The sequence below is a fragment of the Streptomyces sp. NPDC034084 genome (assembly GCF_055575535.1).
In genome coordinates, this window is record NZ_JBVISK010000003.1 from 29951 (window position 1) to 50756 (window position 20806).

The following is a 20806-nucleotide window of genomic DNA, read 5'->3' on the forward strand; positions in this document are numbered from 1 at the left end:
TCTGTCGGGGCCGCGGCGGCCGCGGCGTGGGCCTCGCGCCCCGCCGTCGTCGCGACCCCTCAGGCTCGGGTCCCCGCACAGGCCCTGGCCGGTGCGGGAGCCGGCTGCGGGGCCTTCACCGGGGGCTTCGTACGGCGGGAGGCGCGGGTCTGGGTGAGGGCCGCGCCCGCCAGGACCACGAGCGCGCCCACCGGGGTGTTCCAGGTGAGCCGCTCGTCGAGCAGGGTGACGCCCGCCGCCGTGGCGATCACCGGGATGAAGTACGTGACCATCGAGGCCGTCGTCGGACCCACCTCCGCGACGACCCCGTACTGGAGCAGCATCGCGTACCCCGTGCCGAGCGCGCCGAGGGCGATCACGGAGAGGAGCGGAAGGAGCTCCACCGACTTCGGGACCGAGGTGAACAGGGGAGTGACCACGGCCAGTTGCAGCGTCGCCAGCCCCAGCTGGGAGCCGGCGAGCGAGAGGTGGGAGGCGCCGGTGCCGGCCAGGGTCCTGCGGACGTAGATCCAGCCGACCGCGTAGCTGAACGAGGCGAGCAGGGCCAGGGCGGTGCCCGTCACGTCGAGGCCGGAGAAGCCCTGCCAGGCGCCGAGCACGGTGAGCACGCCGATGAAGCCGATGCCCAGCCCGGCCGCGCGGACCCGCGTCGGGCGGTCCTCGGAGAGCGCCACGAGCGAGAGCAGCATGCCCCACAGCGGCGTCGTCGCGTTGCAGATGCCCGCCAGGGTGGAGGGGATCGTCAGCTCCGCGTACGCGAAGAGCGAGAACGGCAGCGCGTTGAGGAGGAAGGCCGCCACCGTCAGGTGGCCCCAGACCCGGGCACCGCGCGGCAACCGGTCGCGCTTGAGTACGAGCGTGACGGCGAGCACCGCCGTACCGAACAGGAGCCGCCCGAAGGTGACCTGGAACGGCGCGAAGCCCTCCGTGCCGACCTTGATGAACAGGAAGCTGAAACCCCAGATGAGGGCCAGGGCACCGAAGCGGACGCGCCAGTCGAGAAGGCGGGGAGCGGGGGCGGGGGACGAGGTCATGCACTCAGGGTGACGGGCCCGATGTCTTAGAACAAGCGAGAATTCCTCGACCCCTCCCCTTAGTATCGCTTACATGTTGAACCTGGAGCGCCTCCGCACCCTCGACGCCGTCGCCCGGCACGGTTCCGTGAGCGGCGCGGCCGACGGTCTGCACGTCACCACCTCGGCCGTCTCCCAGCAGCTGGCCAAGCTGGAGCGCGAGGTCGGGCAGCAGCTGCTCGCCAAGCACGGCCGGGGCGTGCGGCTCACCGACGCCGGACTGCTGCTCGCCGAGCACGCCGCCCAGATCCTGTCCCAGGTCCAGATGGCGCAGGCCGACATCGAGGCCCAGCGGGGGCAGGTGGTCGGCGAGGTGCGAGTCGCCGGCTTCCCGACCGCGGCCCGGGGACTCTTCCCGGCCGCGCTCGCCGCGCTGCGCGAGGGGCACCCCGACCTCCGGGTCCGCACGACGGAGCTGGAACCCGAACAGGGTGTGCGCGCCGTGCAGCGCGGGGACGCCGACCTCGCCCTCGTCCTGGACTGGAGCAACAAGCGGGCGCCGGTGCCCGGCGGCCTCGAGCGCGCCCATCTCCTCGACGACTGCGCCGACGTGGCCCTGCCCGCCGGGCACCCGCTGGCAGGGCGGGACGAGGCGGACCTGGTGGACTTCGCCGACGAGGAGTGGGTGTCCTGGCCCGAGGGCGAGTTCTGTCACGACTGGCTGATGTTCACGCTGCGCTCGCAGGGCATCGAGCCGCGCATCGGGCACCTCGCGGGGGAGCATCACACCCAGCTGGCCCTGGTCGCGGCCGGACTCGGAGTGTGCGTCACACCCCGGCTCGGCCGCCCGGTGCCGGACGGTGTCGTCTTCGTTCCCGTACGGCAGAAGGTCCGGCGTCACATCTACGCCACCTGGCGCGCCGACGCGGGCCGCCGCCCGTCGGTGCGGGCGGTCGTCGCCGCACTCCGGGAGGCGGCGGAGCCACTGAGGAGCTGATGTCCCGTCAAGATGTCGTCATCTTGCGGAAATCCCAGGAGGTGACGGCGTCCGGGGTCAGCCGGATCCAGGCGTGCCGGCCGTCGTGCGGCATCGTGTTAAGGCCGAAGTTCTTCGCGCAGAAGAGCTGTTCGGGCACGTCGAGTTCGAGGCAGGGCTCGCCGGCGCGCGGCGCCTCGCCGACGAAGACTGCGGTGCCCGACAGCTCCACGCCGCGCAGCTCCCCGTACTCCTCGCCGTCGTCCACCACGACCGCGATCCTCGGATCGGCGCGCAGCTCGGCCCAGCGCCGGCTGCGGGTGAGGGAGTACAGCCACAGCGAGGAGCCGTCCCAGACGAACCAGAGCGCACTCACGTGCGGGCGGCCGTCGGCGGAGACGGTCGCGACCCGGCAGGTGCGCTGTTCGGCGAGGAAGGAGTCGAGCTCGGTCGGGGTCATCATAATCCGGCGTCCCCGGCGCTGTGCGACGGTCATCGTCCGCACCCTTCTGGATTTCTGATGAGACGTCAGAAAGCATGGAGGGTCAGCCGCCGCGCGTGCAAGGGGAGACCATGGGCCAGAGTCCGAGAGAACGGCTCGGGGAGCGGATCCGCCCGGACCGCGGAGTCGTCCTGCTCACCGTCGAATGCCAGCGGGGGGTCGTCGGTCCCGACAGCGCCCTGCCCGAACTGGCCGCCGCCGCCCGAGCGTCGGGCGCCCTGAGGAACGTCGCCCGGCTCGTCGCCGCCGCCCACGCGGCCGACGTCCAGGTGATCCACGCCGTCGCCGAACGGCGCCCCGACGGGAGGGGCGCCAACTCCAACGCCCCACTGTTCACGGCGGCGGCCCGGCTGCCCGTCCAGCAGCACAGCGGCAGCCGGGCCGTCCGGATCGCCGAACCGATCGAGGCCGCCGAGGAGGACCTGGTGGTGCGGCGCCTCCACGGCCTCTCGCCGCTCGCGGGCACCGACGTCGACGCGCTGCTCCGCAACCTCGGCTGCCGCACGCTGATCGTCACGGGTGTCTCCGCCAACGTGGCCGTGCCCAACGCGGTCTTCGACGCCGTGAACCTCGGCTACACGGTCGTGGTCCCCGGCGACGCCATCGCGGGGGTGCCGGCCGACTACACCCCCGCGGTGATCCGTCACACCCTCGCGCTCGTGGCCACGATCACCACGACCGACGAGGTGCTGGCCTGCTGGGAGGCCCCCGGAAAGGACGGGGCGATCACCCGAGGCTGATCTCCTCGCCCACCACCTGGATCGGCTCGGGCGGCAGCGGAGAGGGCGCCGGGCCGGACTTCACGCTGCCGTCCGAGATGTCGAAGTGGCTCTGGTGGCACGGGCAGACGATGACGCCGTCCTTGACGCTGCTCACGGCGCAGCCCGCGTGGGTGCACTTCGAAAAGAAGGCCCTGAAGTGGTCGCCGTGAAGTGATGGTTCATCCCGGTATGCACGGCGCACTGCCACGCGGGACGAGCGCCCGTGGGCACTCTGCGCGCCCTACCGGTGCCCGTGGGTGACGGAAATGATGAGCGCACCGCACAGGAACCAGGTGATCCGCAGTCCCTCGTCCTTCGGCAGGGCGGACTCGCGGCGGAAGGAGTTCACGGTGTTGCTTCTCATCTCCCCGGACGGTGTCGAGGAAGCCCTCGACTGTGCGAAGGCGGCGGAGCACCTCGACATCGTCGACGTCAAGAAGCCCGACGAGGGCTCTCTCGGCGCCAACTTCCCCTGGGTCATCCGGGAGATCCGTGACGCGGTGCCGGCGGACAAGCCCGTGTCCGCCACCGTGGGCGACGTCCCGTACAAGCCCGGCACGGTGGCGCAGGCCGCGCTCGGCGCGGTCGTCTCCGGCGCCACGTACATCAAAGTGGGACTCTACGGATGCACGACTCCCGAGCAGGGCGTCGAGATCATGAGGGCGGTCGTCCGGGCGGTGAAGGACCACCGTCCCGACGCGCTCGTCGTCGCCTCGGGCTACGCCGATGCCCACCGCGTCGGCTGCGTCAATCCGCTCGCCCTGCCCGACATCGCCGTCCGCGCCGGCGCCGACGCGGCCATGCTGGACACCGCGATCAAGGACGGGACGCGACTCTTCGACCACGTGCCTCCGGAAGCCTGCGCCGAGTTCGTCCGCCGCGCCCACGCCTCCGGTCTGCTCGCCGCCCTCGCGGGCAGTGTCAAGCAGGCCGACGTCGGCCTGCTGACCCGCATCGGCACGGACATCGTGGGCGTACGGGGAGCGGTCTGCGCGGGTGGTGACCGCAATGCCGGAAGGATCCAGCCGCACCTGATCGCCGCCTTCCGGGCGGAGATGGACCGCCAGGCCCGGGAGTGCGCCGTCGGCACCCCGGCCGTGAACTGACGACCGGGATGCCGACACCGGAAGCCGGCCACGCCCCCGGGCGTCGTGCCGCACGCTTCGCCGTCGTCGACCCGGCCACCGGGGAGACCTTCGACGAGGCCCCCGACCAGCAGCCGGGCGAGTTGGACGACGTGGTCGCACGCGCCGAGCGAGCCTGGCACGGCTGGCGCGCCGACCCCGCCGCTCGCACAGCCGCGTTGCGGGCGGCGGCCGACGCCGTGGAGAGGGCCGGCGACGCCCTGGCCCGGTTGCTCACCCGGGAGCAGGGCAAGCCCCTGGCCGAGTCGTACGCGGAGGTCACCCGGACGGCGGCCCGCCTGCGCTACTTCGCCGACCTGGCCCCCGCCACCCGCCGGATCGACGACGGTCGGCCCGTGCGCAGCGAGGTCCGCTGGCGCCCCCTCGGCCCCGTCGCCGCGATCGTGCCGTGGAACTTTCCCCTTCAGCTCGCGGCGGCGAAGTTCGCGCCCGCGCTGGCGGCGGGCAACACCGTGGTCCTCAAGCCGTCACCGTTCACTCCGCTCGCCACCCGGCTGCTCGGCGCCGTCCTCGCCACCGTCCTGCCCGAGGACGTGCTGACGGTCGTCACCGGCCGCGAACCCCTCGGTGCCCGCCTCGCGTCCTACCCGGGCATCCGCCACGTCACCTTCACCGGTTCGGTGCCCACCGGGCGCGCCGTCGCCGGAGCGGCGGCGGCCTCGCTCGCCCGGGTGACCCTGGAGCTGGGCGGCAACGACGCCGCCGTCCTGCTGGACGACGTCGACGTGGACCGGATCGCGGACCGGCTGTTCTGGGCCGCGTTCCGCAACTGCGGACAGGTCTGCATGGCGGTCAAACGCGTCTACGTCCCCGCCCGGCTCCACCCCGAGGTCGTCGAAGCGCTCGCCGAGCGCGCCAAGGCCGTCGCGGTCGGATCCGGACTCGACCCGGACACCCGCATCGGTCCCGTCAACAACGCTCCCCAACTGGTCCGGGTCGAGCGGATCACGCGGCAGGCACTGGCGAACGGCGCCCGGGCCGCGGCCGGCGGCCACCGACTCGACGGAGCGGGCTACTTCTTCGCTCCCACGATCCTCACCGACGTCCCGCCCGACAGCCCGGTGGTGACCGATGAGCAGTTCGGACCGGTCCTGCCGGTCCTGCCGTACCGGAGCCTCGACGAAGCCGTCGACGCGGTCAACGGCACCCGTTTCGGACTGGGCGGATCCGTCTGGGGCACCGACCTCGACCGGGCCGAGGCGGTGGCCGAGCGGCTCGAATGCGGCACGGCCTGGATCAACCACCACGCCGAACTCTCCCTCGCCCAGCCCTTCGCGGGCGTCAAGGACAGCGGCGTCGGTGTCGCGGGAGGACCATGGGGCCTCTACGGCAACCTCCGGCCGTTCGTCGTCCACCGCCCGCAGGAGGCGTGACCGTGAGGTTTCAGGCGGCCGTACTGCGGGGGTACGACGACCCGTTCACGGTCGAGGAAGTGGCGCTGAGCGCGGAGCCCGGTCCCGGCGAGATCCTGGTCGAGATCGCGGGAGCCGGCATGTGCCGTACCGACCTCGCGGTACGGCGATCGGGCGGCCGCAGTCCGCTGCCGGCGGTCCTCGGCCACGAGGGTGCCGGGGTCGTGGTGGCGGCGGGTGCCGGCCCCGGAACCGCGCTCGGCGTCGGCGACCACGTCGTGTTGAGCTTCGACTCCTGCGGACGTTGCCGGAACTGCCTCGGCGCCGCGCCCGCCTACTGCGACTCCTTCGCCTCCCTCAACCTCTTCGGAGGACGCGAGGAGGAACCGTCGCGGTTCACCGACGCGGCCGGAAAGGCGCTGGCTCCCCGCTGGTTCGGCCAGTCCTCGTTCGCGGAGTACGCGCTCGTCCCGGCCCGCAACGCCGTCCGGGTCGACCCAGCACTGCCGCTCGAACTGCTCGGACCCCTCGGCTGCGGCTTCCTCACCGGCGCCGGAGCCGTGCTGAACACCTTCGGCGCAGGCCCCGGCGACACCCTCGCGGTCCTCGGAGCCGGAGCTGTGGGCCTGGCCGCGGTGATGGCGGCCACCGCCGCCGGCGCACTGACCGTGGCCGTCGACCGTCATCCCCGACGACTGGCCCTGGCTGAACGGTTCGGCGCGATTCCCCTGCACGCCGGAACGGCCGGACTGCCCGAACGGATCCGCCGGCTGACTGACGGCGGGGCACAGTACGCCCTGGACACCACGGCCTCGGCCCCGCTCATCAACGACGCGCTCCAGTCACTGCGCCCCACCGGCAGCCTCGGCCTGGTGGCACGCCTCCACACCCCGCTGGCGCTCGAACCGGGCACGCTCGACCGAGGCCGCAGCATCCGCCACATCTGCGAAGGGGACGCCGTACCAGGATTGCTGATCCCCCGGCTGACCGGGCTGTGGCAGGCCGGACGCTTCCCCTTCGACCAGCTGATCCGTAGCTACCCGCTGGCCGACATCAATGAGGCCGAAAGCGACTGCGAGGCGGGCCGCGTGGTCAAACCCGTCCTGCTCCTGGAGAGAACGAGCCGATGAGCGAGGCACACGTCACCGCCGACTCACCGCATGCGACCAGCAGACAGCTCACGCACCCCACTCCTGCCGATGGAGGAATCATGGCCGGCACGGCGCCGCAGCAGACAGACGTGGAAGGCGTGGACGGAGGCGTGGGCCTGACCGCTCTCCTGGTCGCCGCGGCACGGGCGATCGAGACCCACCGCCACGACAGCCTGGCCCAGGACGCCTACGCGGAGCACTTCGTGCGCGCCGCTCCGGCATGCACGGACTGGCCGGTCCGCATCGAGCAGGTCCCGGAGGGGGACGACGACCCGTTGTGGGGGAGGTTCGCCCGGTACTTCGGCCTGCGGACCAGGGTCCTCGACGACTTCCTCCTCCGGTCGGTCCACACGGACGCCCGCCAAGTGGTCCTGCTGGGCGCGGGGCTGGACACGCGCGCCTTCCGGCTGGACTGGCCGTCCGACGTGGAGGTCTTCGAGGTCGACAGGGCGGGCGTGCTGGCCTTCAAGCAGCAGGTGTTGACGGACGTGTCGGCTGCCCCGAGGGTGAAGCGCGTCCTCGTACCGGTCGACCTGTGCGCGGACTGGGTCAGCGCGCTGACCACCGCCGGCTTCGACCCGACCGTGCCGAGCGTCTGGCTGGCCGAGGGACTCCTCTTCTACCTGCCGGGCTCCGCCGAGACGTACCTCATCGACACGGTGGACAGGCTGACGACGGGAGGCAGCGCTCTCGCCTTCGAGGCCAAACTGGAGAAGGACCTGCTCGCGTACCGCGACAGCCCGATCTACACGGCGACGAGAGAACGGATCGGCATCGACCTGCTCGACCTCTTCGACCCGGGCCCACGGCCCGACTCCATGGGGGACCTGACGGCCAAGGGCTGGTCCACCTCGATGCACACGCCCTTCGACTTCACCCGTCGGCACGGACGCGGCCCCCTCCCCGAGCCGAACGACGCGCTGGAGGGGAACCGGTGGGTGTTCGCGCGCAAACCCCGGCCATGACGTCCGCGGCGCTCACGCTGTCCGCGCGCGGGTCGAGGGCGGGCCCTGTCACGGGCCCTGCCCCGCTCCGTAGGATGCGTCCCCCGAGAGGCGGCAGCACGGTTGTCGTGCCGTATCAGCGCCGCCCGCGCCGGGACAGGCCCCCGACGAGCCGTATCAGACGGCCCTGGCGGCCACCAGCTGGTCACCCGGGATCCCGGCCATGTCCGGCGCGTAGTACTCCTCGATGCCGGCGGCCCACGTGGCCACGGTGATGCGGTCCTCGGCGTCCGGGCCGAAGGCGTCGAAGAGTGCGTGGATGTTCGCTTCCTCGAAGCCGATCGCCGTCATCAGCGACACGAAGAGCGGGCGCTCGATCAGGCCGTCCCCGTCGGGGTCGCCGAGTGCGGCGAGCGCCTCGGCGAACTCGGTGATCGTGGGACCGAAGCGCTCGGGGTCGAGCACGAACGGCCGGAACTCGTCCAGGGTGATCACGCCGTCGCCGTTGGCGTCGAGTTCAGTGGCCAGCGTCTTCCACCAGCGGCGGAACGCGGCCCGGATGGCGGCCTTGGCACCGTCGTCCGACGCGGCCGCCGCCTCCAGAACACGGTCCGTCATCAGGTCGAAGTCGTCGGAGTCGATGACTCCGTTGCCGTTGGCGTCGAAGAGGGAGAAGACCAGCTCGACGCGCTTGGCGGCCTCAGTTCGCATGTCCGTCACCTGTTCTCTGCGGCCCGTCGATCCCGGGCCTGGCTCAATGAGTGCCCCTACGTAACCGTGAGGGGAGAGAGGTGTGACGGTGAGGCGGTCTCCTTCACCGGAAGGAGTGAGTCGCTGACAGTCAGCGCCTGTTGCGGACGTGGCTGAAGACGGGGATGTCGTTCGGCGCGTTCGGGATTCGGCCCGGTCGAGCGGCCGCGCCGCCGCGGGAGCGGTCAGTTGTTCACCCTCCCCAGCTTCTCCCCAGGGTTCCGGGACGCCGTCACCCGAGGCTGATCTCCTCGCCCACCACCTGGATCGGCTCGGGCGGCAGCGGAGAGGGCGCCGGGCCGGACTTCACGCTGCCGTCCGAGATGTCGAAGTGGCTCTGGTGGCACGGGCAGACGATGACGCCGTCCTTGACGCTGCTCACGGCGCAGCCCACGTGGGTGCACTTCGAGGAGAAGGCCTTGAACTCGCCGGCCTTCGGCTGGGTGATGACCAGGCCCTTGTCGGCGAGGATCTTCCCGCCGCCCACCGGGATGTCCCCGGTCTTCGCGAGGGCGGTGCCCTCGGGAGCCGCGTTCTTGCCGTCCGCGCCGCCCCCGCAGGCGGCGAGCGCCGCCGCCAGGCCCGCGCTGCCCGCCGCCGCGACCACCGTCCGGCGCGCCACTCCGCTCATGTCTGCCCCTCTTCCCTCGCTCTGCCCGGTGCCCCGGTGCGCCGGCACGGCGCCGGCACGGCGCCGGCACCTGACGGTACAGCCGTTGGCAAGAGTGCGGCGCCGCCGTCGTCGACCAGCCCGTCGTACGGTCCGACGGCTCCACCGGCACCGAGCGTGTGCTCCGCACGGGCTGCGTGGACGGGGTCAGCAACGGCCTCTGCCTGAGGCGGAAGCAGCAGATCGCGGGAGCCACGTGCACCCTGCTGCTCACCCTCGGCGACGACGACCCGGCTCCTGCTCACCCCCGAGCACTCGCTCTCTGTACGGCCGGGTACGGTCGCCTGCCCCGCCCCGGCGGCTCCCACGGGGACGGCCGGCACGCCCTGACCGCGGCCGACCGGTGTTCCGACCGCCCTGTCACTCCGGAGCGTTCCGGATGCCATCCCCCGGGCCCCCGCCGCTACGTTGTCGACGGCGTCCGCCAGACCGACCAGTACGGAGCCCGGGGGAGCACCGATGCCGACGACCGTCACCACCGGCCGATCCGTCGTCGCCGATCGGCCCGGCGCCGGTGTGCTGGGGCAGCGGGAGCGCAGGGTGCTCTCCGCGGTCGGCTGCGGCCTGCGGGACGACGAGATCGCCGCCGTCCTCGCCATCCCCGAGGACGCCGTCGCCTCCGACCTCGCGCGGATCCTCGTGAAGCTCGGGCTCCGCGACCGGGCCGCCGCCATCGTCCACGCCTTCGACACCGGCCTCGCCGTCCCCGGACACGGCCCCCGCACACAGAGGGCGGGCCCGGGGCCGCGGATCTCCACCGGCCGGGCGGCCGGACCGAGGGTGCGGCTCTCCCTGCTCGGCCCCCTGACGGCGCGACAGGACGGCAGGCCCCTGGACCTCGGGCACCTCCGCCAGCAGTCCGTCCTGGCGGCGCTCGCGCTGCGCCCAGGCCGGACGGTCAGCCGGCGGGAACTGCTCGACGGCGTCTGGGGGACGGACACCCCGGTCGCCAACGTCGTGCCGGTGTACGTCTACCGGCTGCGCAAGACCCTGTGCGCCGGAGACGGCGCCGACCCGGTCATCGAGCGGGACCCGCGCGGCTACCGGCTGCTCCCCGGCGCGGTCGACGTGGACGTGACCCGCCTGGAGGACCTGGTCACCGACATCGCGGCGGCGGACCGGGCGGGCGACCCGGCCGAAGCGGTCCGCCTGTGCGCCCAGGCACTTGAACTGTTCCACGGGGAGCCGCTGGCCGGACTGCCCGGCCCCCTCGCCGAACTGGAACGCCTGCGGCTCACCGAGCGCAGGATCGCCCTCGTCCAGCGGAAGGCGGCAGGGCAGCTGTGGCTCGGCCGGCACACCGAGGCGACGGCGGAACTGTCCGCCCTGTCGGCGGCACACCCCCTGAACGAGCCGGTGGCCGCGACGCTGATGCGCGCGCTGTACCGGAGCGGCCGACAGGCCGACGCGCTGGACGTGTACGACCGCGTCCGCCGCCGCCTGGCCGAGGACCTCGGCGTCACGCCGAGCCCGATGCTGCGGCGTACCCACCGGATGATCCTGCGCGGAGACGAAGCAGGCCTCGGCCTCACCGCCGGACCGTAATCCCTTTCCTTCTCCCCTCGTGACAGAAAGGCCCACGATGGCAAGAGAGTTCTTACGCCGTGTGCTCACCCGGCTGGTCGTCCTCGCCGGCGTCGGGGCGCTGGCCGTCGGGCTGACCGCCCCGGTCGCCACCGCCAGGCCCGTGCCGGAGCCGACGCCGGGCAAGGACCGGCACGGCGTCTCCCGGTACTTCGGCGGCCCCGAGGGGTTCGCCATTCCGACCGTGCCCTGTGACCCGGCCGGCCCGTCGGCCACCGACGGCCTCATGGCCGACCAGCTCAACCCGCAGCTGAACGCGAAGATGGCCGGCTATCTCGACGCGTACAAGATGTCCTGCGCGCGGCGGGTGACGCAGGCGGTCAAGGACCGGGGGCTCAATCCGAGGGCCGCGGCGATCGCCATCGCCACGATCATCGTCGAGAGCAGCATGAACAACTACGCCCAGGCCGTCGACTACACCAGCCTCGGGCTGTTCCAGCAGCAGGACTGGTGGGGCAGCCGGGAGGAGCGTCTCGACCCGGTGTACGCCACCAACGCCTTCCTCGACGAGATGGAACGGCAGTACCCGGGCGGCTCCTGGAACGACGAGGCGATCGGCGAGGTGTGCTGGCACGTCCAGCGGCCGCGCGAGGACCTGCGCTACCTGTACGGGGTCGAGGCGGGTGACGCGACGCTCATCGCCAACGCCCTCTGGTCCGGCATGACCTCCGGCCCCCAGCACCCGTACGGCTCCGGCCGGGTGGTGTCCGGGCGGTCCGCCGACGGTCGTCTCGAGGCCTTCGCCGCCGGCGCCGACGGCGTCTGGCACGCCTGGCAGACCGCGGCCAACGGCGGCTGGTCGCAGTGGCGGTTCGAGGGCGGTCCGCGCAAGGCGCAGCTGGCGGTGGCCTCCAACGCGGACGGCCGGCTCGAGCTGTTCGCGCTCTCGGACAGCACGTTCGACCACATGTGGCAGACAGGCCCGAGCGCCGGGTGGTCGGGCTGGGCGAACTTCGGCACCGGCGGCCACCGGCTGGCGGCGGGCAGCAACGCCGACGGCCGTATCGAGGTGTTCGCCTCCAACGCGAACGGCGTGTTCCACCGCTGGCAGACGGCGCCCAGCGGCGGCTGGGCGAACTGGGCGGGTTCCGGCGGCGGTCCGGCCAACGCGCGGCTCGCCATGGAGACCGCGCCGGACGGGCGCCTGGAGGTCTTCGCCCTGTCGGACTCGACCTTCGGGCACCTGTACCAGACCGCCGTCAGCGGTGGCTGGTCCTCCTGGGAGGAGTTCGGCGGCGGCGGGCACGACGTCGCCGCCAGCCACAACCAGGACGGCCGCATTGAGGTGTTCGCCTCCAACGCCGGCGGTGTGTTCCACCGCTGGCAGACGAGCCCCTCCTCCTGGTCGGCGTGGACGGGCACCGGCGGGATCTCCAACGCCGAGCTCTCTGCCTCGCGTTCGGTCGACGGCCGGGTCGAGGTCTTCGCGATCAACTCCGCCACCGCGAGCCACGCCTGGCAGACCGGCCCGAACGCCGCGTACTCCGCGTGGGAGACCTTCGGAGGCGGGGGCACCGAGATCGGGGCGGCCAACAACGCCGACGGCCGTATCGAGGTGTTCGGCACCAGCCACGCCGGCGTCCACCACCGATGGCAGACCGGCTTCACCACCTGGGCGGAATGGGGCTGGCTGAACGACTCCGGCCCCGCCGTCGACTAGTTCGCATCCACACAGGACCGAGGCCGGCCTCCGGGGGAGGCCGACCTCGGTCCTTGCAGGTCAGGAGGCGAAGGCCCTTTCCAGGCGGGGGATCAGGTCACGGAGGTCCTGCTCCCAGCAGCCGGGGCTGTGGCCGCCGTCGCACTGGGAACCCCAGCCCGAACCGTCCCCGTAGTCGACGTAGTAGTACGGCAGGCCCCGGGCGTCCATGCGGGCCTTGACGTTCTTGGACGCGCCCGCGACCCAGAACTCCATGTTCGCCGGCGAACCGCCCCCGTCGCCCGTGTAGATGGAGACCCCCGTCCCGGCGAACCTGTCCACGTGCTGCGACGGGTCGACCTCGTTCCACCGCCAGTCGACGTTGAACACCGGGTAGGGCGAGCCGAACAGGGCGTCACTGTCCACCCCGGGCTTGTACGCGGACTCGTTCGGGTCGCAGTAGCCGGACGACGAGGCACACATCGCGCCCATCGCGTCGGTGACGGAGGCGACGACCGCCAGCCGCAGGTCCATGGAGTTGGCCGACAGGTCGATGTCTCCCGACAGGGACGCGGTCTGGCTGAAGAGGTCGGGCCGGGCCTGGGCGTAGTGGAAGGCACCGAAGCCGCCCATGGAGATGCCGGCTACCGCCCGGGACTTCCTGGTGGCGATCGTCCGCAGGTTGGCGTCGATGAACGGGATCACCTGCTTGAGGTGGAAGTTCTCCCAGTTCTGGGCGCCGAGCACGGTGTTCTGGTTGAGCCAGTTGGCGTACCAGCTCCGGGCGCCGCCGTCCGGGATGACGGTGATCATCTCGTTCGACATGGACAGCGCCGGATAGGTCTGCCGGATCGGGTCGTCGGGGGAGCCGTGCAGGAAGTACAGCACCGGGTAGCGCCGGTTCGGGACGTCGTAGTACCCGCTCGGCAGGATGATCTTGATGTGCTGTTCGCCCGACACCTGCGGTGTGGTGACCGTGAGGTAGAAGTCGTGGGCCGTGCCCGTCGCCGGACCCGACTGCGTCAGGCCGAACCCGTCCGTCATCTTCGGCGGCTCGGTGCCGTCGGCGGCCTGCGCGGAGCCCGCCGGGGCGAGGACGGCGGCGGCGGCGACCAGCCACGCGACCACCGTCCTCCACCAGTTCGGTGTTCTCTTCACAGTGCTTCCCTTCGTGTCAGTCGAGGACCTTGATCCGCAGGGCCGGAGAGGCCGCGATCTGTTCGTCGGTGAACCGCTCGGTCACCCAGCCGCCCGCCGAGAACAACCGGGTCTGATCTGCGTAGTGCGGCGAACTCGGGTCGGCCGACTGGGAGTAGGTCATGACGGAGTACGACTCCGGCGGCCCGTCGGCGGTGAACCGCACCTGCTGGACGAAGCTGGACCCGAAGACGACGTCCATCTTTCCGTCGACCTGGCCCGGGGTGATCACGTTCAGCACGCCCAGTTCGCCGAGCGAGCCGTGGACCGGGATCTGCTCGCCGCCCCGGGTGATCTTCTGGACGTCCGACAGCGGCGCGTTCAGCGGGACGCCGGCCTTGCGCAGGACGAGTACGGCGCGGCCGAGGGCGTCGCGTACGGCGGAGCTCCCGGAGTCCAGCGAGTTGGGCGTGTGGACCGGGTCCTTGGGGTCGAAGGGCACCTTCCACGGCAGCTTCTCGAGCTTCTGGCCGCCCGCCAGGGAGGCCCAGAAGTTCGCGAACAGCCAGGAGCCGCGGCTGTCCGCCGTGAAGTCGTGGCTCTTCCAGGCCGCGAGGACGGGGCACGCCTCGCTGACGTTGACCAGGTTGCCGTCGACCAGGATCAGCCCGAAGGCGACGCTCTGGCACGTCGTCACGGTGGCGTTGAGGGCGAGGTCGGCCGCCCTGCTGTTGTCGGCGAACAACAGCCGCCCCATGGTCTGCGGGGTGAAGCCCCGGCCCGGCAGGCCGTCGGTGCCGTCGATCCGGTTCCGCGCGGTCAGGATCAGCTCCTGGGTGCGCAGCGAGCGGGGCGCCGCCATGTCGCCCATGACCCGGGGGAAGGACAGCGGCTGCTCGGGGTTGGCCAGCCAGGGGCTGTCGTTGGCGTTGCCCACGAAGTCGGTACGGATCAGGCGTGGCTGCTGGTGCGGGTCGAGCAGCCCCGGTGCGGCCGCGTCGGGGTCGTCGGGCCAGTCGCAGGCGCTGCGCTTGCCGTCCAGGATGGAGACGGGCGGCACGTTCGGCTGGGGGAGCCCCTGGTTGAACAGCAGCTTCCCGGTCTCGGTGAGGCAGGCCCGCGCGTGTTCGTCGGTGATGTTCGGGACGGCCTGGATGTCCGCGTACAGGGCGTTGCCCTTGCGGTCGGAGGCGACCGTGTTGAAGAAGGGGACGCCCTGCGTGGTCTCCAGTACGTTCACCACGTCGTGGACGTCCTTGGCCCGGTCCAGGCCGAACCAGGTGTTCAGCGCCCGCAGGTTGTTCATGTTCGGGTCGCGCACGACGTGCGCGCTGACCGCCCAGGGCAGCGGGATGCCCACGATCGAGGTGGTGACCGGGCCGTAGCGGGTGGACCACAGCGTCCGGGAGACCTTTCCCAGGGAGCCGTCCGCGTACCGGACGTCGACCTCGACCCGTTGCGAGGTCATCTGCTCCCAGGCGCCGTCGACCAGGTACATGGTCGGGTTCAGCGGGTCCACCTGCACGTCGAAGAGGCCGAACGGAGCCACGGTGGCCACGGTGTGGCTCCAGGCGACGTCGTCGTTGTGCCCGATGTTCACGGCGGGCAGTCCGAGCAGGCTCGCCCCGGAGACGTTGACCTTGCCCGGGATGGTCAGCTGGCTCTGCCACATGCGGTTCTTGCCCTGCCAGGGGAAGTGCGGATTGGCGAGCAGCATGCTCGTGCCCCCGGAGACGCCCTGCGAGCCGACGGCCAGCGCGTTGCTGCCCATGTTCTGCCGGCGGGTCCTGGCCAGGGCGTCGCTGATCCTCTTCGCGGTCTCCCGTGCTCGCGCGGGTGAGGAGGCGGGCGCCTTCGTGGTGACCGAGGCCCCCGGGGGCACGGCGTTCACCTGGCCGTCGAGCAGCGGGTCGGCGCTGCCCATGATGATCTCGGCGTGGGCGTGCCGGTAGACGTCCAGCTCCGTGATCGGCCGCACCCAGGCCGCGCCGCGACAAGCCGGGTCGGAGAGGTCGGCCACGCCGGTCTCCGCCAGGTACCGGTTGTAACCCTGGACGTAGCCGCGGACGGCCTCCCTGACCTCCGGCTCGGGACCGTCGGGCGCGGGCTGGTTCAGCAGCCGCTCCACCACCGCGTTGTCCTTGAGCCGCTGGAAGTACAGGTCGCTGTTGAGGTTGGTGGTGGTGTTCTGGTTCTGGCCGGGACTCGTCCGCCCGTCGGGCCCCAGGTAGCGGGACCTCCGGGCATCGACCATCAGGTACGTGTCGGCCAGCGTGCAGATGTTGTCCTTGGCCGCCGCGTACCCGTATCCCGTCCCCAGCCCCTCCCAGTCCGAGGCGATGATGTGCGGGATGCCGTACTCGGTGTACCGGATCGTCGGCTTGTCCGGCCCCTGCGCGGCGGCGGATGACGTGGTGGCCGGGGATCCGGTGACCGCCGTCGTCATCGTCACCGCCACCGCGGCCATGACCGCCACCGGCAGCCTCGCTCTGAAGTTCCTCCGTGCCATGGAACCGTCCTTCCCTGGGGTGAGGCCTACGTCCGAACGCGGCCACGCTAGGGAGATGCGATGAAATATCGATGACGCGGCCTGCGCGGTCGAGGTGACGGCCGGATCAGCGCACGGCCGGGGGACGGGGACAACCCGGCAGCCCCGGCCGGTCCTTGGTGCGTACGGCGGGGAGCCAGGCCTCGGGGTACGCGGAGCCGCGCGGCAGCCGGACGCGGAACCAGAGGGTGGACCGCAGGTCCTCCTCGTCGATGACGGGCTGCCCGTCGGGCAGCCGGCAGTCGGCGGTGAGCACGTCGCCGTGCCACACCCGGGTCGGCACGACGTTGCCCGCGGCGTAGGGCCGAAGGGGGTCGATCGCCAGGCCCAGACTGCACTGCCGGTCCCGGTCGGCCCGGCCCTGGCAGCCCCGCTCCGCGTTGAAGACCTTGACCGCTCCCGCCTTCGTGTCGGGGACGGCCGTGTCCTCCCGTACCGCGTCCGACCCCAGGGTCGCGCCGACGGTCCCGCACAGGACAGTGGCGAGGACGGCGGCCCGAACCCGGGCTCGCGGCCGCCGTGGCCGGGCGGCGTGCGGTTCCGTGGCGTGCGGGCCCGTCCCGGGCGCTCTCTCCTCGGCGGCGATGCGGGCGAGCAGGCTCTCGGCCGTGTGCGGGGCGCGCGCCGCGTGTGTCGGGGCCAGGCAGTCGGCGGCGAGCGCGCGCCAGAAGGGCGGCACCGCGTGATCCATGCGCAGCGGCGCACGCCCCTCGCCGTACTCCTGCACGGCGGCGCCCCGCGCGACGGGCGTGGCGCCGGGGAACGGTGAGGCGCCGGAGGCGAACACCTCGTGGATGACGACGCCCAGCGCCCAGATGTCGGCACTCGGCCGGACCTGCACGCCGAGCTCCCCCAGGGGCGCCCGCCAGCGCTCGGGCGGCAGGTAGTCCAGGGTGCCCATGGGCGGCACGTACCCGTGCGTGCCGGTCAGCTCCGTGGCGAGGCCGAAGTCCGAGAGCTTCACCGAACCGTCCCTGCCCAGCAGGACGTTCTCCGGCTTGAGGTCGGCGTGCACCCAGCCCGAGCGGTGGAGATGGGCCAGGCCCTCGCAGATCCCCGCGATGAGCCTGCCGCGTTCGGCACCGGCCACCCCCGCGTCGAGGAGCTCGCGCAGACTGCCGGCGGCCCGCTCCATGACCAGCACGATTGCGCCGTCCACGGCCGGCAGGTCCGGCGCGGCGAGGACGAAGGACTCACGGAGGCCGATCAGCCGGGGATGCCCGGCCCTGCGCCCGAGTTCGACCTCGCGGCGGGCGGATTCCACGATCCTGCGTGCCTGCCGCGGCGCGAGCCCGGCCGTCGGCATGACCTTGAGCGCGACCTCGGTGGGCTCCGGCGCCCGGCCGGCGCGGTCCTCTCGATCCTCCGCGGGCCGCGCCGCGTACACCGTGGACCAGCCCCCGGCCCCGATCAGCTCGGTGACCACCCAGTCGCCCACCCGGTGGCCGGGCGGGAGCAGATCCGTACGGTCGTGTTCCGTGGTGTCGTACGGGCCGTGCTGCGCTGTCATCGCGGCCTCTGTCGCTCCCGCCCGCCGCCCGCCAGGGACGGCAGCAGCGCGAGATGCTCCTCCCGGACCAGTCCGAACCGCAGCGCGAGCCCGACGATCTCCTCCCGCTTGCCGTTGCGGCGGTCGCCCTTGCCCGCCTCCGGGGCGTCGAGGACACCGATGCGCAGCTTCTCCTCCGCGAGGTAGTCGATGTGCGAACTGATCGCCCGCGCCGTCAGCGTGCCGCCCGTGACGTGCCCCCTGAGCCGCTCGACGATCTGGGGCGTGGTGGGGACGGCCACCCGGGACTGGTCGCGCAGCCGGGGTTCGCAGAGCGCGACGAGCACGAGGAAGTACGTCGCCGACTCGTCCAGGGAGTACGCGGTGACCGTGCGGCTGCCCCAGGGGACGCCCATCGCGTCCGGGTCCAGATAGACGTGGTCGGGTGCGAACACCTGGAAGGAGACCGTGCGGTCGCCGCGGGTGGGCAGCACCACGCGGGAGAACTCGAAGGGGACGGGCGCCCCCACGCGTCGCGGCGAGACCCTCAGGTACTCGCCCGCTCCCTCCGGGTTCTCCACGAGATAGCTGTGGGTGGTGCTGTGGTTCGTCAGCTGCCAGTGGTCGTCGGTCGCGCGGATCTCCCCGGCGAGCCGGGAGATCGCCGCGTCGGCGAGTCGCAGCTCGACCGGGGTCGTCGCGGATCCCCGTCCGAAGCGGGCGACCTGGCCGGGGCCGAGCCGCAGCGTGACCGCGTCACCGCGCGGCTCGCCGCCCTCGGCGCCACCGCTGCCCGGCGGCAGATGGACGACTACGCCGCTCACCGCTCCCCCTCTTCGTCCCGTCGCGGTTGTCGGACGAGCGGAACGATACTCACGGGCCGGGGGAGTTCACCGCCGTGCTTCGGCCACTTCGTACGGGGCCGGACGAAGTGGCCCGCCGGGGCGCCCACGCCACCGCCGGGACCGCCCAGGGGCGCTCGCCGGGACGTCCCGGGCCGGCCGCCCCGCGCTGTGACCGGGACCACCTCCGTGCCGTGGAGCCGTGCCGATTTGATGCCGTTTCCGGTCCTCTGCGGCGCCCGTCGGCGGGAGACCGCGCGAGGAGGCCGGGGGAGCGCCCGGCCGGGCCCGCGGCAGCGGTGGGCTCGTCCGCCCGGTCTCCCGCCTCACGCAAGGTGGGAAAGGTCACCGCGTCCGGAGGGGAGTAAGGGCCGATCCGGGAGGTTCGTGCGGTGGCCGAACCTCCGGTTCCCTCCCCGGGTATGGCGCGATCCGTACGGAGCGCTGCCCGACCCGTACTCAGAGTGCGGGACTGCCCGACACGAGGGGCGCGACCGTGCGGTCGCCGAACGCCGTCCACGGTCGCCACCCGCCGCCCGGCCGGTCCTGGACGCGGGCCCGTGCCCGGCCGTCGGTCGTGACGGCGAGCACGTGCAGCCGTCCGGTCCGGTGGCATCGCGCGCGACCGCGGGCGTGACCGCGAGGCGGACGCCGGGCTCGCCGAACTCTCCACCGGCAGCCCGTCCGCCGCCCGGGGCCGTCTGCGGGCAGGACCGCGCGGCCGGCCGAGCCGTACGGGCTCTGCCGGCCGCGCGGCGGGTGGCGGCGGCGGTCGGAGGGGAAGGGGAGGGTCAGTCGAGGGCGGGCCCCGCGCTGCCGTTGACCCAGACCCACGGGGACCAGGTCGCGAAGCCGGTCTGCCAGATGTGGTAGGTGCCGGCGTGGCCGGCGCCGAAGACCTCGATCCGGCCGTCGGCGTTGGAGGCCGCGGTGACCTCGGTGCCGCCGCCGCCGAAGGTCTCCCAAGCGCCGTACGGCGCGTTCACCCCGGTCTGCCAGGTGTGCGCGGCCGTGTCGCCGTTCATGGCGAAGACCTCGACGCGGCCGTCGGCCGTACGCTCGCTGCTCAGCTGGGAGTCGGCGGGTCCGCCGGTCCCTTCCCAGCCCGACCAAGTGCCGTTCGCCGTCTGGTACTTGTGGAAGACGCCGGCCGGGCCGGAGGCGAAGACCTCGATCCGGCCGTCGGCGTTGTGGTCGACGGTGAGGTCACGGCCGCCGCCGCCGAAGTCGTCCCAGGCCGACCAGCCGCCGTTCGGGGCCGTCTGGTACTGGTGCTGGAAGGTGCTGCCGCTGAGGGCGAAGACCTCCAGGCGGCCGTCCGCCGACTTCTCCATCTCGATACGGCTGCCCGCGGGCCCGCCGCCGGTCTGTTCCCACCCGGACCAGCCGCCGTTCGGCGTCAGCTGGTACCTGTGGAACACGCCGACCGGGCCGGAGGCGAACACCTCGATGCGGCCGTCGGCGTTCACGCCGGCCGCGATGTCACGGCCGCCGCCGCCGAAGTCCTCCCAGTCGGACCAGCCGCCCGACGGGGCGAGCTGGTAGCGGTGCCGGAAGGTGTTCCCGTCGATGGCGAACATCTCCAGCCGGCCGTCCGCGTTCGGAGCGATCGCCAGCTCGGCGTTCACCGGTCCGCCGAGCCGTTCCCACTCCGACCAGTCGCGGTTCGCCTCCCGCTGCCAGGCGTGGTGCACCCCGTCGGCGCCCGCGGCGAACACCTCCAGGCGCCCGTCCGCCGAACGCGCCGACACCACCCGGCCCGACTCCGCCGGGTACACCAGGGGCTTGGGGCGCGGACCGCTGCCGGGGACGCAGGGCAGGATCACGCCGCCCTCCGCGAGGTAGACCTCGGGGTCGATGCCGTACGAGAGGGACGGATCCCAGATCCTCAGGTGGAGGTGGGGCCCGGTCGAGTTGCCCTCGGCTCCCATCAGGGCGATCCGCTGGCCCGCCACGACGTGGTCGCCCACCGAGACGTCCCGCTGGTACATGTGCCCGTACTCGGAGGTCCTGCCGTCCGGGTGCCGGACGCGGATCCACTGGCCGTAGTCACTGGCGTAACCGGAGATGGTCACCTCGCCGTCGCCCACGGCGTAGATCGGCGTCCCGACCTGGTTGGCGATGTCGACACCGTTGTGGTGTTCGTGGAAGGGCTGGCTCACCATGCCGGCGGCCGGGCAGGCCGTGGCGGAGCCCGTGGTCCCGGCCGTGGCCGGGGTCGTGGCGACCAGCACCGGCAGCAGGGCGGCCGTCGCCGCGAGGAAGCCGTTCAGCGCGCGTCGGGAAAGTCCGGTCGGCATCCG

19 protein-coding genes are annotated in these 20806 nt (G+C 72.6%); 8 read left to right on the forward strand and 11 right to left on the reverse strand.

Annotation, left to right across the window (positions count from 1 at the left end; translation table 11 throughout):
• Positions 1 to 59: 59 nt before the first annotated feature.
• A complete protein-coding gene (locus ACZ51I_RS11110; protein ID WP_468873926.1) occupies positions 60 to 1034 on the reverse strand; it encodes a DMT family transporter in 975 nt (324 codons plus the stop codon).
• Positions 1035 to 1107: 73 nt separating this feature from the next.
• Between ACZ51I_RS11110 and ACZ51I_RS11115 the strand changes: the two genes are divergently transcribed.
• Complete coding sequence (locus tag ACZ51I_RS11115) at positions 1108 to 2010, forward strand: LysR substrate-binding domain-containing protein (RefSeq protein ID WP_468873928.1); 903 nt, start codon at positions 1108 to 1110, stop codon at positions 2008 to 2010.
• Between the two features lie 7 nt (positions 2011 to 2017).
• Here the strand turns inward: ACZ51I_RS11115 and ACZ51I_RS11120 are convergent, their stop codons facing one another.
• Complete coding sequence (locus tag ACZ51I_RS11120) at positions 2018 to 2485, reverse strand: pyridoxamine 5'-phosphate oxidase family protein (RefSeq protein WP_468873930.1); 468 nt, start codon at positions 2483 to 2485, stop codon at positions 2018 to 2020.
• Between the two features lie 77 nt (positions 2486 to 2562).
• On the opposite strand from ACZ51I_RS11120, the gene ACZ51I_RS11125 reads away from it, so the two are divergent.
• Complete coding sequence (locus tag ACZ51I_RS11125; protein ID WP_468873932.1) at positions 2563 to 3231, forward strand: isochorismatase family protein; 669 nt, start codon at positions 2563 to 2565, stop codon at positions 3229 to 3231.
• Here ACZ51I_RS11125 and ACZ51I_RS11130 read toward each other — a convergent pair.
• Complete coding sequence (locus ACZ51I_RS11130) at positions 3218 to 3460, reverse strand: Rieske (2Fe-2S) protein (protein WP_468873934.1); 243 nt, start codon at positions 3458 to 3460, stop codon at positions 3218 to 3220. The two genes, ACZ51I_RS11125 and ACZ51I_RS11130, sit on opposite strands and share 14 nt — an antisense overlap.
• A 33-nt stretch (positions 3461 to 3493) precedes the next feature.
• Positions 3494 to 3616, reverse strand: coding sequence for a hypothetical protein (locus tag ACZ51I_RS11135; protein WP_468873936.1), 123 nt, complete (start codon positions 3614 to 3616; stop codon positions 3494 to 3496).
• Between ACZ51I_RS11135 and ACZ51I_RS11140 the strand changes: the two genes are divergently transcribed.
• The 4 genes from ACZ51I_RS11140 (at position 3603) to ACZ51I_RS11155 (ending at position 7865) form a co-directional block, all read left to right on the forward strand.
• Complete coding sequence (locus ACZ51I_RS11140) at positions 3603 to 4358, forward strand: (5-formylfuran-3-yl)methyl phosphate synthase (RefSeq protein ID WP_468873939.1); 756 nt, start codon at positions 3603 to 3605, stop codon at positions 4356 to 4358. The genes ACZ51I_RS11135 and ACZ51I_RS11140 overlap by 14 nt on opposite strands.
• 8 nt (positions 4359 to 4366) lie before the next feature.
• Positions 4367 to 5770 (forward strand): aldehyde dehydrogenase family protein, encoded by a 1404-nt coding sequence (locus tag ACZ51I_RS11145; protein WP_468873942.1) that lies wholly within the window; start codon positions 4367 to 4369, stop codon positions 5768 to 5770.
• Between the two features lie 2 nt (positions 5771 to 5772).
• Positions 5773 to 6879, forward strand: a complete 1107-nt coding sequence (locus ACZ51I_RS11150; RefSeq protein ID WP_468875598.1) for an NAD(P)-dependent alcohol dehydrogenase — start codon at positions 5773 to 5775, stop codon at positions 6877 to 6879.
• An 80-nt stretch (positions 6880 to 6959) separates the two neighbouring features.
• Entirely contained in the window at positions 6960 to 7865 is a 906-nt protein-coding gene (locus tag ACZ51I_RS11155) for a class I SAM-dependent methyltransferase (RefSeq protein WP_468873944.1), read from the forward strand.
• A gap of 156 nt (positions 7866 to 8021) precedes the next feature.
• Here ACZ51I_RS11155 and ACZ51I_RS11160 read toward each other — a convergent pair whose 3' ends face one another.
• Positions 8022 to 8555 carry an EF-hand domain-containing protein gene (locus tag ACZ51I_RS11160; protein ID WP_468873945.1) on the reverse strand — a complete coding sequence of 178 codons (534 nt, stop codon included), beginning with the start codon at positions 8553 to 8555 and terminating at the stop codon, positions 8022 to 8024.
• A 271-nt stretch (positions 8556 to 8826) separates the two neighbouring features.
• Positions 8827 to 9225: a Rieske (2Fe-2S) protein gene (locus tag ACZ51I_RS11165; RefSeq protein WP_468873947.1), complete on the reverse strand. Its 399-nt coding sequence runs from the start codon at positions 9223 to 9225 to the stop codon at positions 8827 to 8829.
• A 498-nt stretch (positions 9226 to 9723) separates the two neighbouring features.
• Here ACZ51I_RS11165 and ACZ51I_RS11170 point away from each other — a divergent pair, with 498 nt between their 5' ends.
• The gene (locus ACZ51I_RS11170; RefSeq protein ID WP_468873949.1) at positions 9724 to 10809 is read left to right on the forward strand and encodes an AfsR/SARP family transcriptional regulator; all 1086 of its coding nucleotides are present in this window, start codon (positions 9724 to 9726) and stop codon (positions 10807 to 10809) included.
• 37 nt (positions 10810 to 10846) lie between these two features.
• Positions 10847 to 12508, forward strand: a complete 1662-nt coding sequence (locus ACZ51I_RS11175) for a PLL family lectin (RefSeq protein WP_468873952.1) — start codon at positions 10847 to 10849, stop codon at positions 12506 to 12508.
• A 60-nt stretch (positions 12509 to 12568) separates the two neighbouring features.
• Here the strand turns inward: ACZ51I_RS11175 and ACZ51I_RS11180 are convergent, their stop codons facing one another.
• From ACZ51I_RS11180 to ACZ51I_RS11200, 5 genes are all read right to left on the reverse strand, one after another.
• Positions 12569 to 13645 (reverse strand): alpha/beta hydrolase, encoded by a 1077-nt coding sequence (locus ACZ51I_RS11180; protein WP_468873954.1) that lies wholly within the window; start codon positions 13643 to 13645, stop codon positions 12569 to 12571.
• Between the two features lie 16 nt (positions 13646 to 13661).
• Positions 13662 to 16133: a penicillin acylase family protein gene (locus ACZ51I_RS11185; protein WP_468873956.1), complete on the reverse strand. Its 2472-nt coding sequence runs from the start codon at positions 16131 to 16133 to the stop codon at positions 13662 to 13664.
• Between the two features lie 106 nt (positions 16134 to 16239).
• Entirely contained in the window at positions 16240 to 17682 is a 1443-nt protein-coding gene (locus ACZ51I_RS11190; RefSeq protein ID WP_468873958.1) for a serine/threonine-protein kinase, read from the reverse strand.
• The gene (locus ACZ51I_RS11195) at positions 17679 to 18485 is read right to left on the reverse strand and encodes a serine/threonine protein kinase (RefSeq protein ID WP_468873960.1); all 807 of its coding nucleotides are present in this window, start codon (positions 18483 to 18485) and stop codon (positions 17679 to 17681) included. Before ACZ51I_RS11195 ends, ACZ51I_RS11190 begins: the two co-directional genes overlap by 4 nt.
• Positions 18486 to 19294: 809 nt before the next feature.
• Positions 19295 to 20803: a DUF8189 domain-containing protein gene (locus ACZ51I_RS11200; protein ID WP_468873962.1), complete on the reverse strand. Its 1509-nt coding sequence runs from the start codon at positions 20801 to 20803 to the stop codon at positions 19295 to 19297.
• Positions 20804 to 20806: the final 3 nt, after the last annotated feature.

Coding starts and splice junctions, on each gene's coding strand:
- ACZ51I_RS11190 (WP_468873958.1), bottom strand. CDS start 17,682: ATGACAGCGCAGCACGGCCCGTACGACACCACGGAACACGACCGTACG.
- ACZ51I_RS11170 (WP_468873949.1), top strand. CDS start 9,724: ATGCCGACGACCGTCACCACCGGCCGATCCGTCGTCGCCGATCGGCCC.
- ACZ51I_RS11175 (WP_468873952.1), top strand. CDS start 10,847: ATGGCAAGAGAGTTCTTACGCCGTGTGCTCACCCGGCTGGTCGTCCTC.
- ACZ51I_RS11135 (WP_468873936.1), bottom strand. CDS start 3,616: ATGAGAAGCAACACCGTGAACTCCTTCCGCCGCGAGTCCGCCCTGCCG.
- ACZ51I_RS11200 (WP_468873962.1), bottom strand. CDS start 20,803: ATGCCGACCGGACTTTCCCGACGCGCGCTGAACGGCTTCCTCGCGGCG.
- ACZ51I_RS11125 (WP_468873932.1), top strand. CDS start 2,563: ATGGGCCAGAGTCCGAGAGAACGGCTCGGGGAGCGGATCCGCCCGGAC.
- ACZ51I_RS11110 (WP_468873926.1), bottom strand. CDS start 1,034: ATGACCTCGTCCCCCGCCCCCGCTCCCCGCCTTCTCGACTGGCGCGTC.
- ACZ51I_RS11115 (WP_468873928.1), top strand. CDS start 1,108: ATGTTGAACCTGGAGCGCCTCCGCACCCTCGACGCCGTCGCCCGGCAC.
- ACZ51I_RS11160 (WP_468873945.1), bottom strand. CDS start 8,555: ATGCGAACTGAGGCCGCCAAGCGCGTCGAGCTGGTCTTCTCCCTCTTC.
- ACZ51I_RS11145 (WP_468873942.1), top strand. CDS start 4,367: ATGCCGACACCGGAAGCCGGCCACGCCCCCGGGCGTCGTGCCGCACGC.
- ACZ51I_RS11185 (WP_468873956.1), bottom strand. CDS start 16,133: ATGGCACGGAGGAACTTCAGAGCGAGGCTGCCGGTGGCGGTCATGGCC.
- ACZ51I_RS11120 (WP_468873930.1), bottom strand. CDS start 2,485: ATGACCGTCGCACAGCGCCGGGGACGCCGGATTATGATGACCCCGACC.
- ACZ51I_RS11165 (WP_468873947.1), bottom strand. CDS start 9,225: ATGAGCGGAGTGGCGCGCCGGACGGTGGTCGCGGCGGCGGGCAGCGCG.
- ACZ51I_RS11155 (WP_468873944.1), top strand. CDS start 6,960: ATGGCCGGCACGGCGCCGCAGCAGACAGACGTGGAAGGCGTGGACGGA.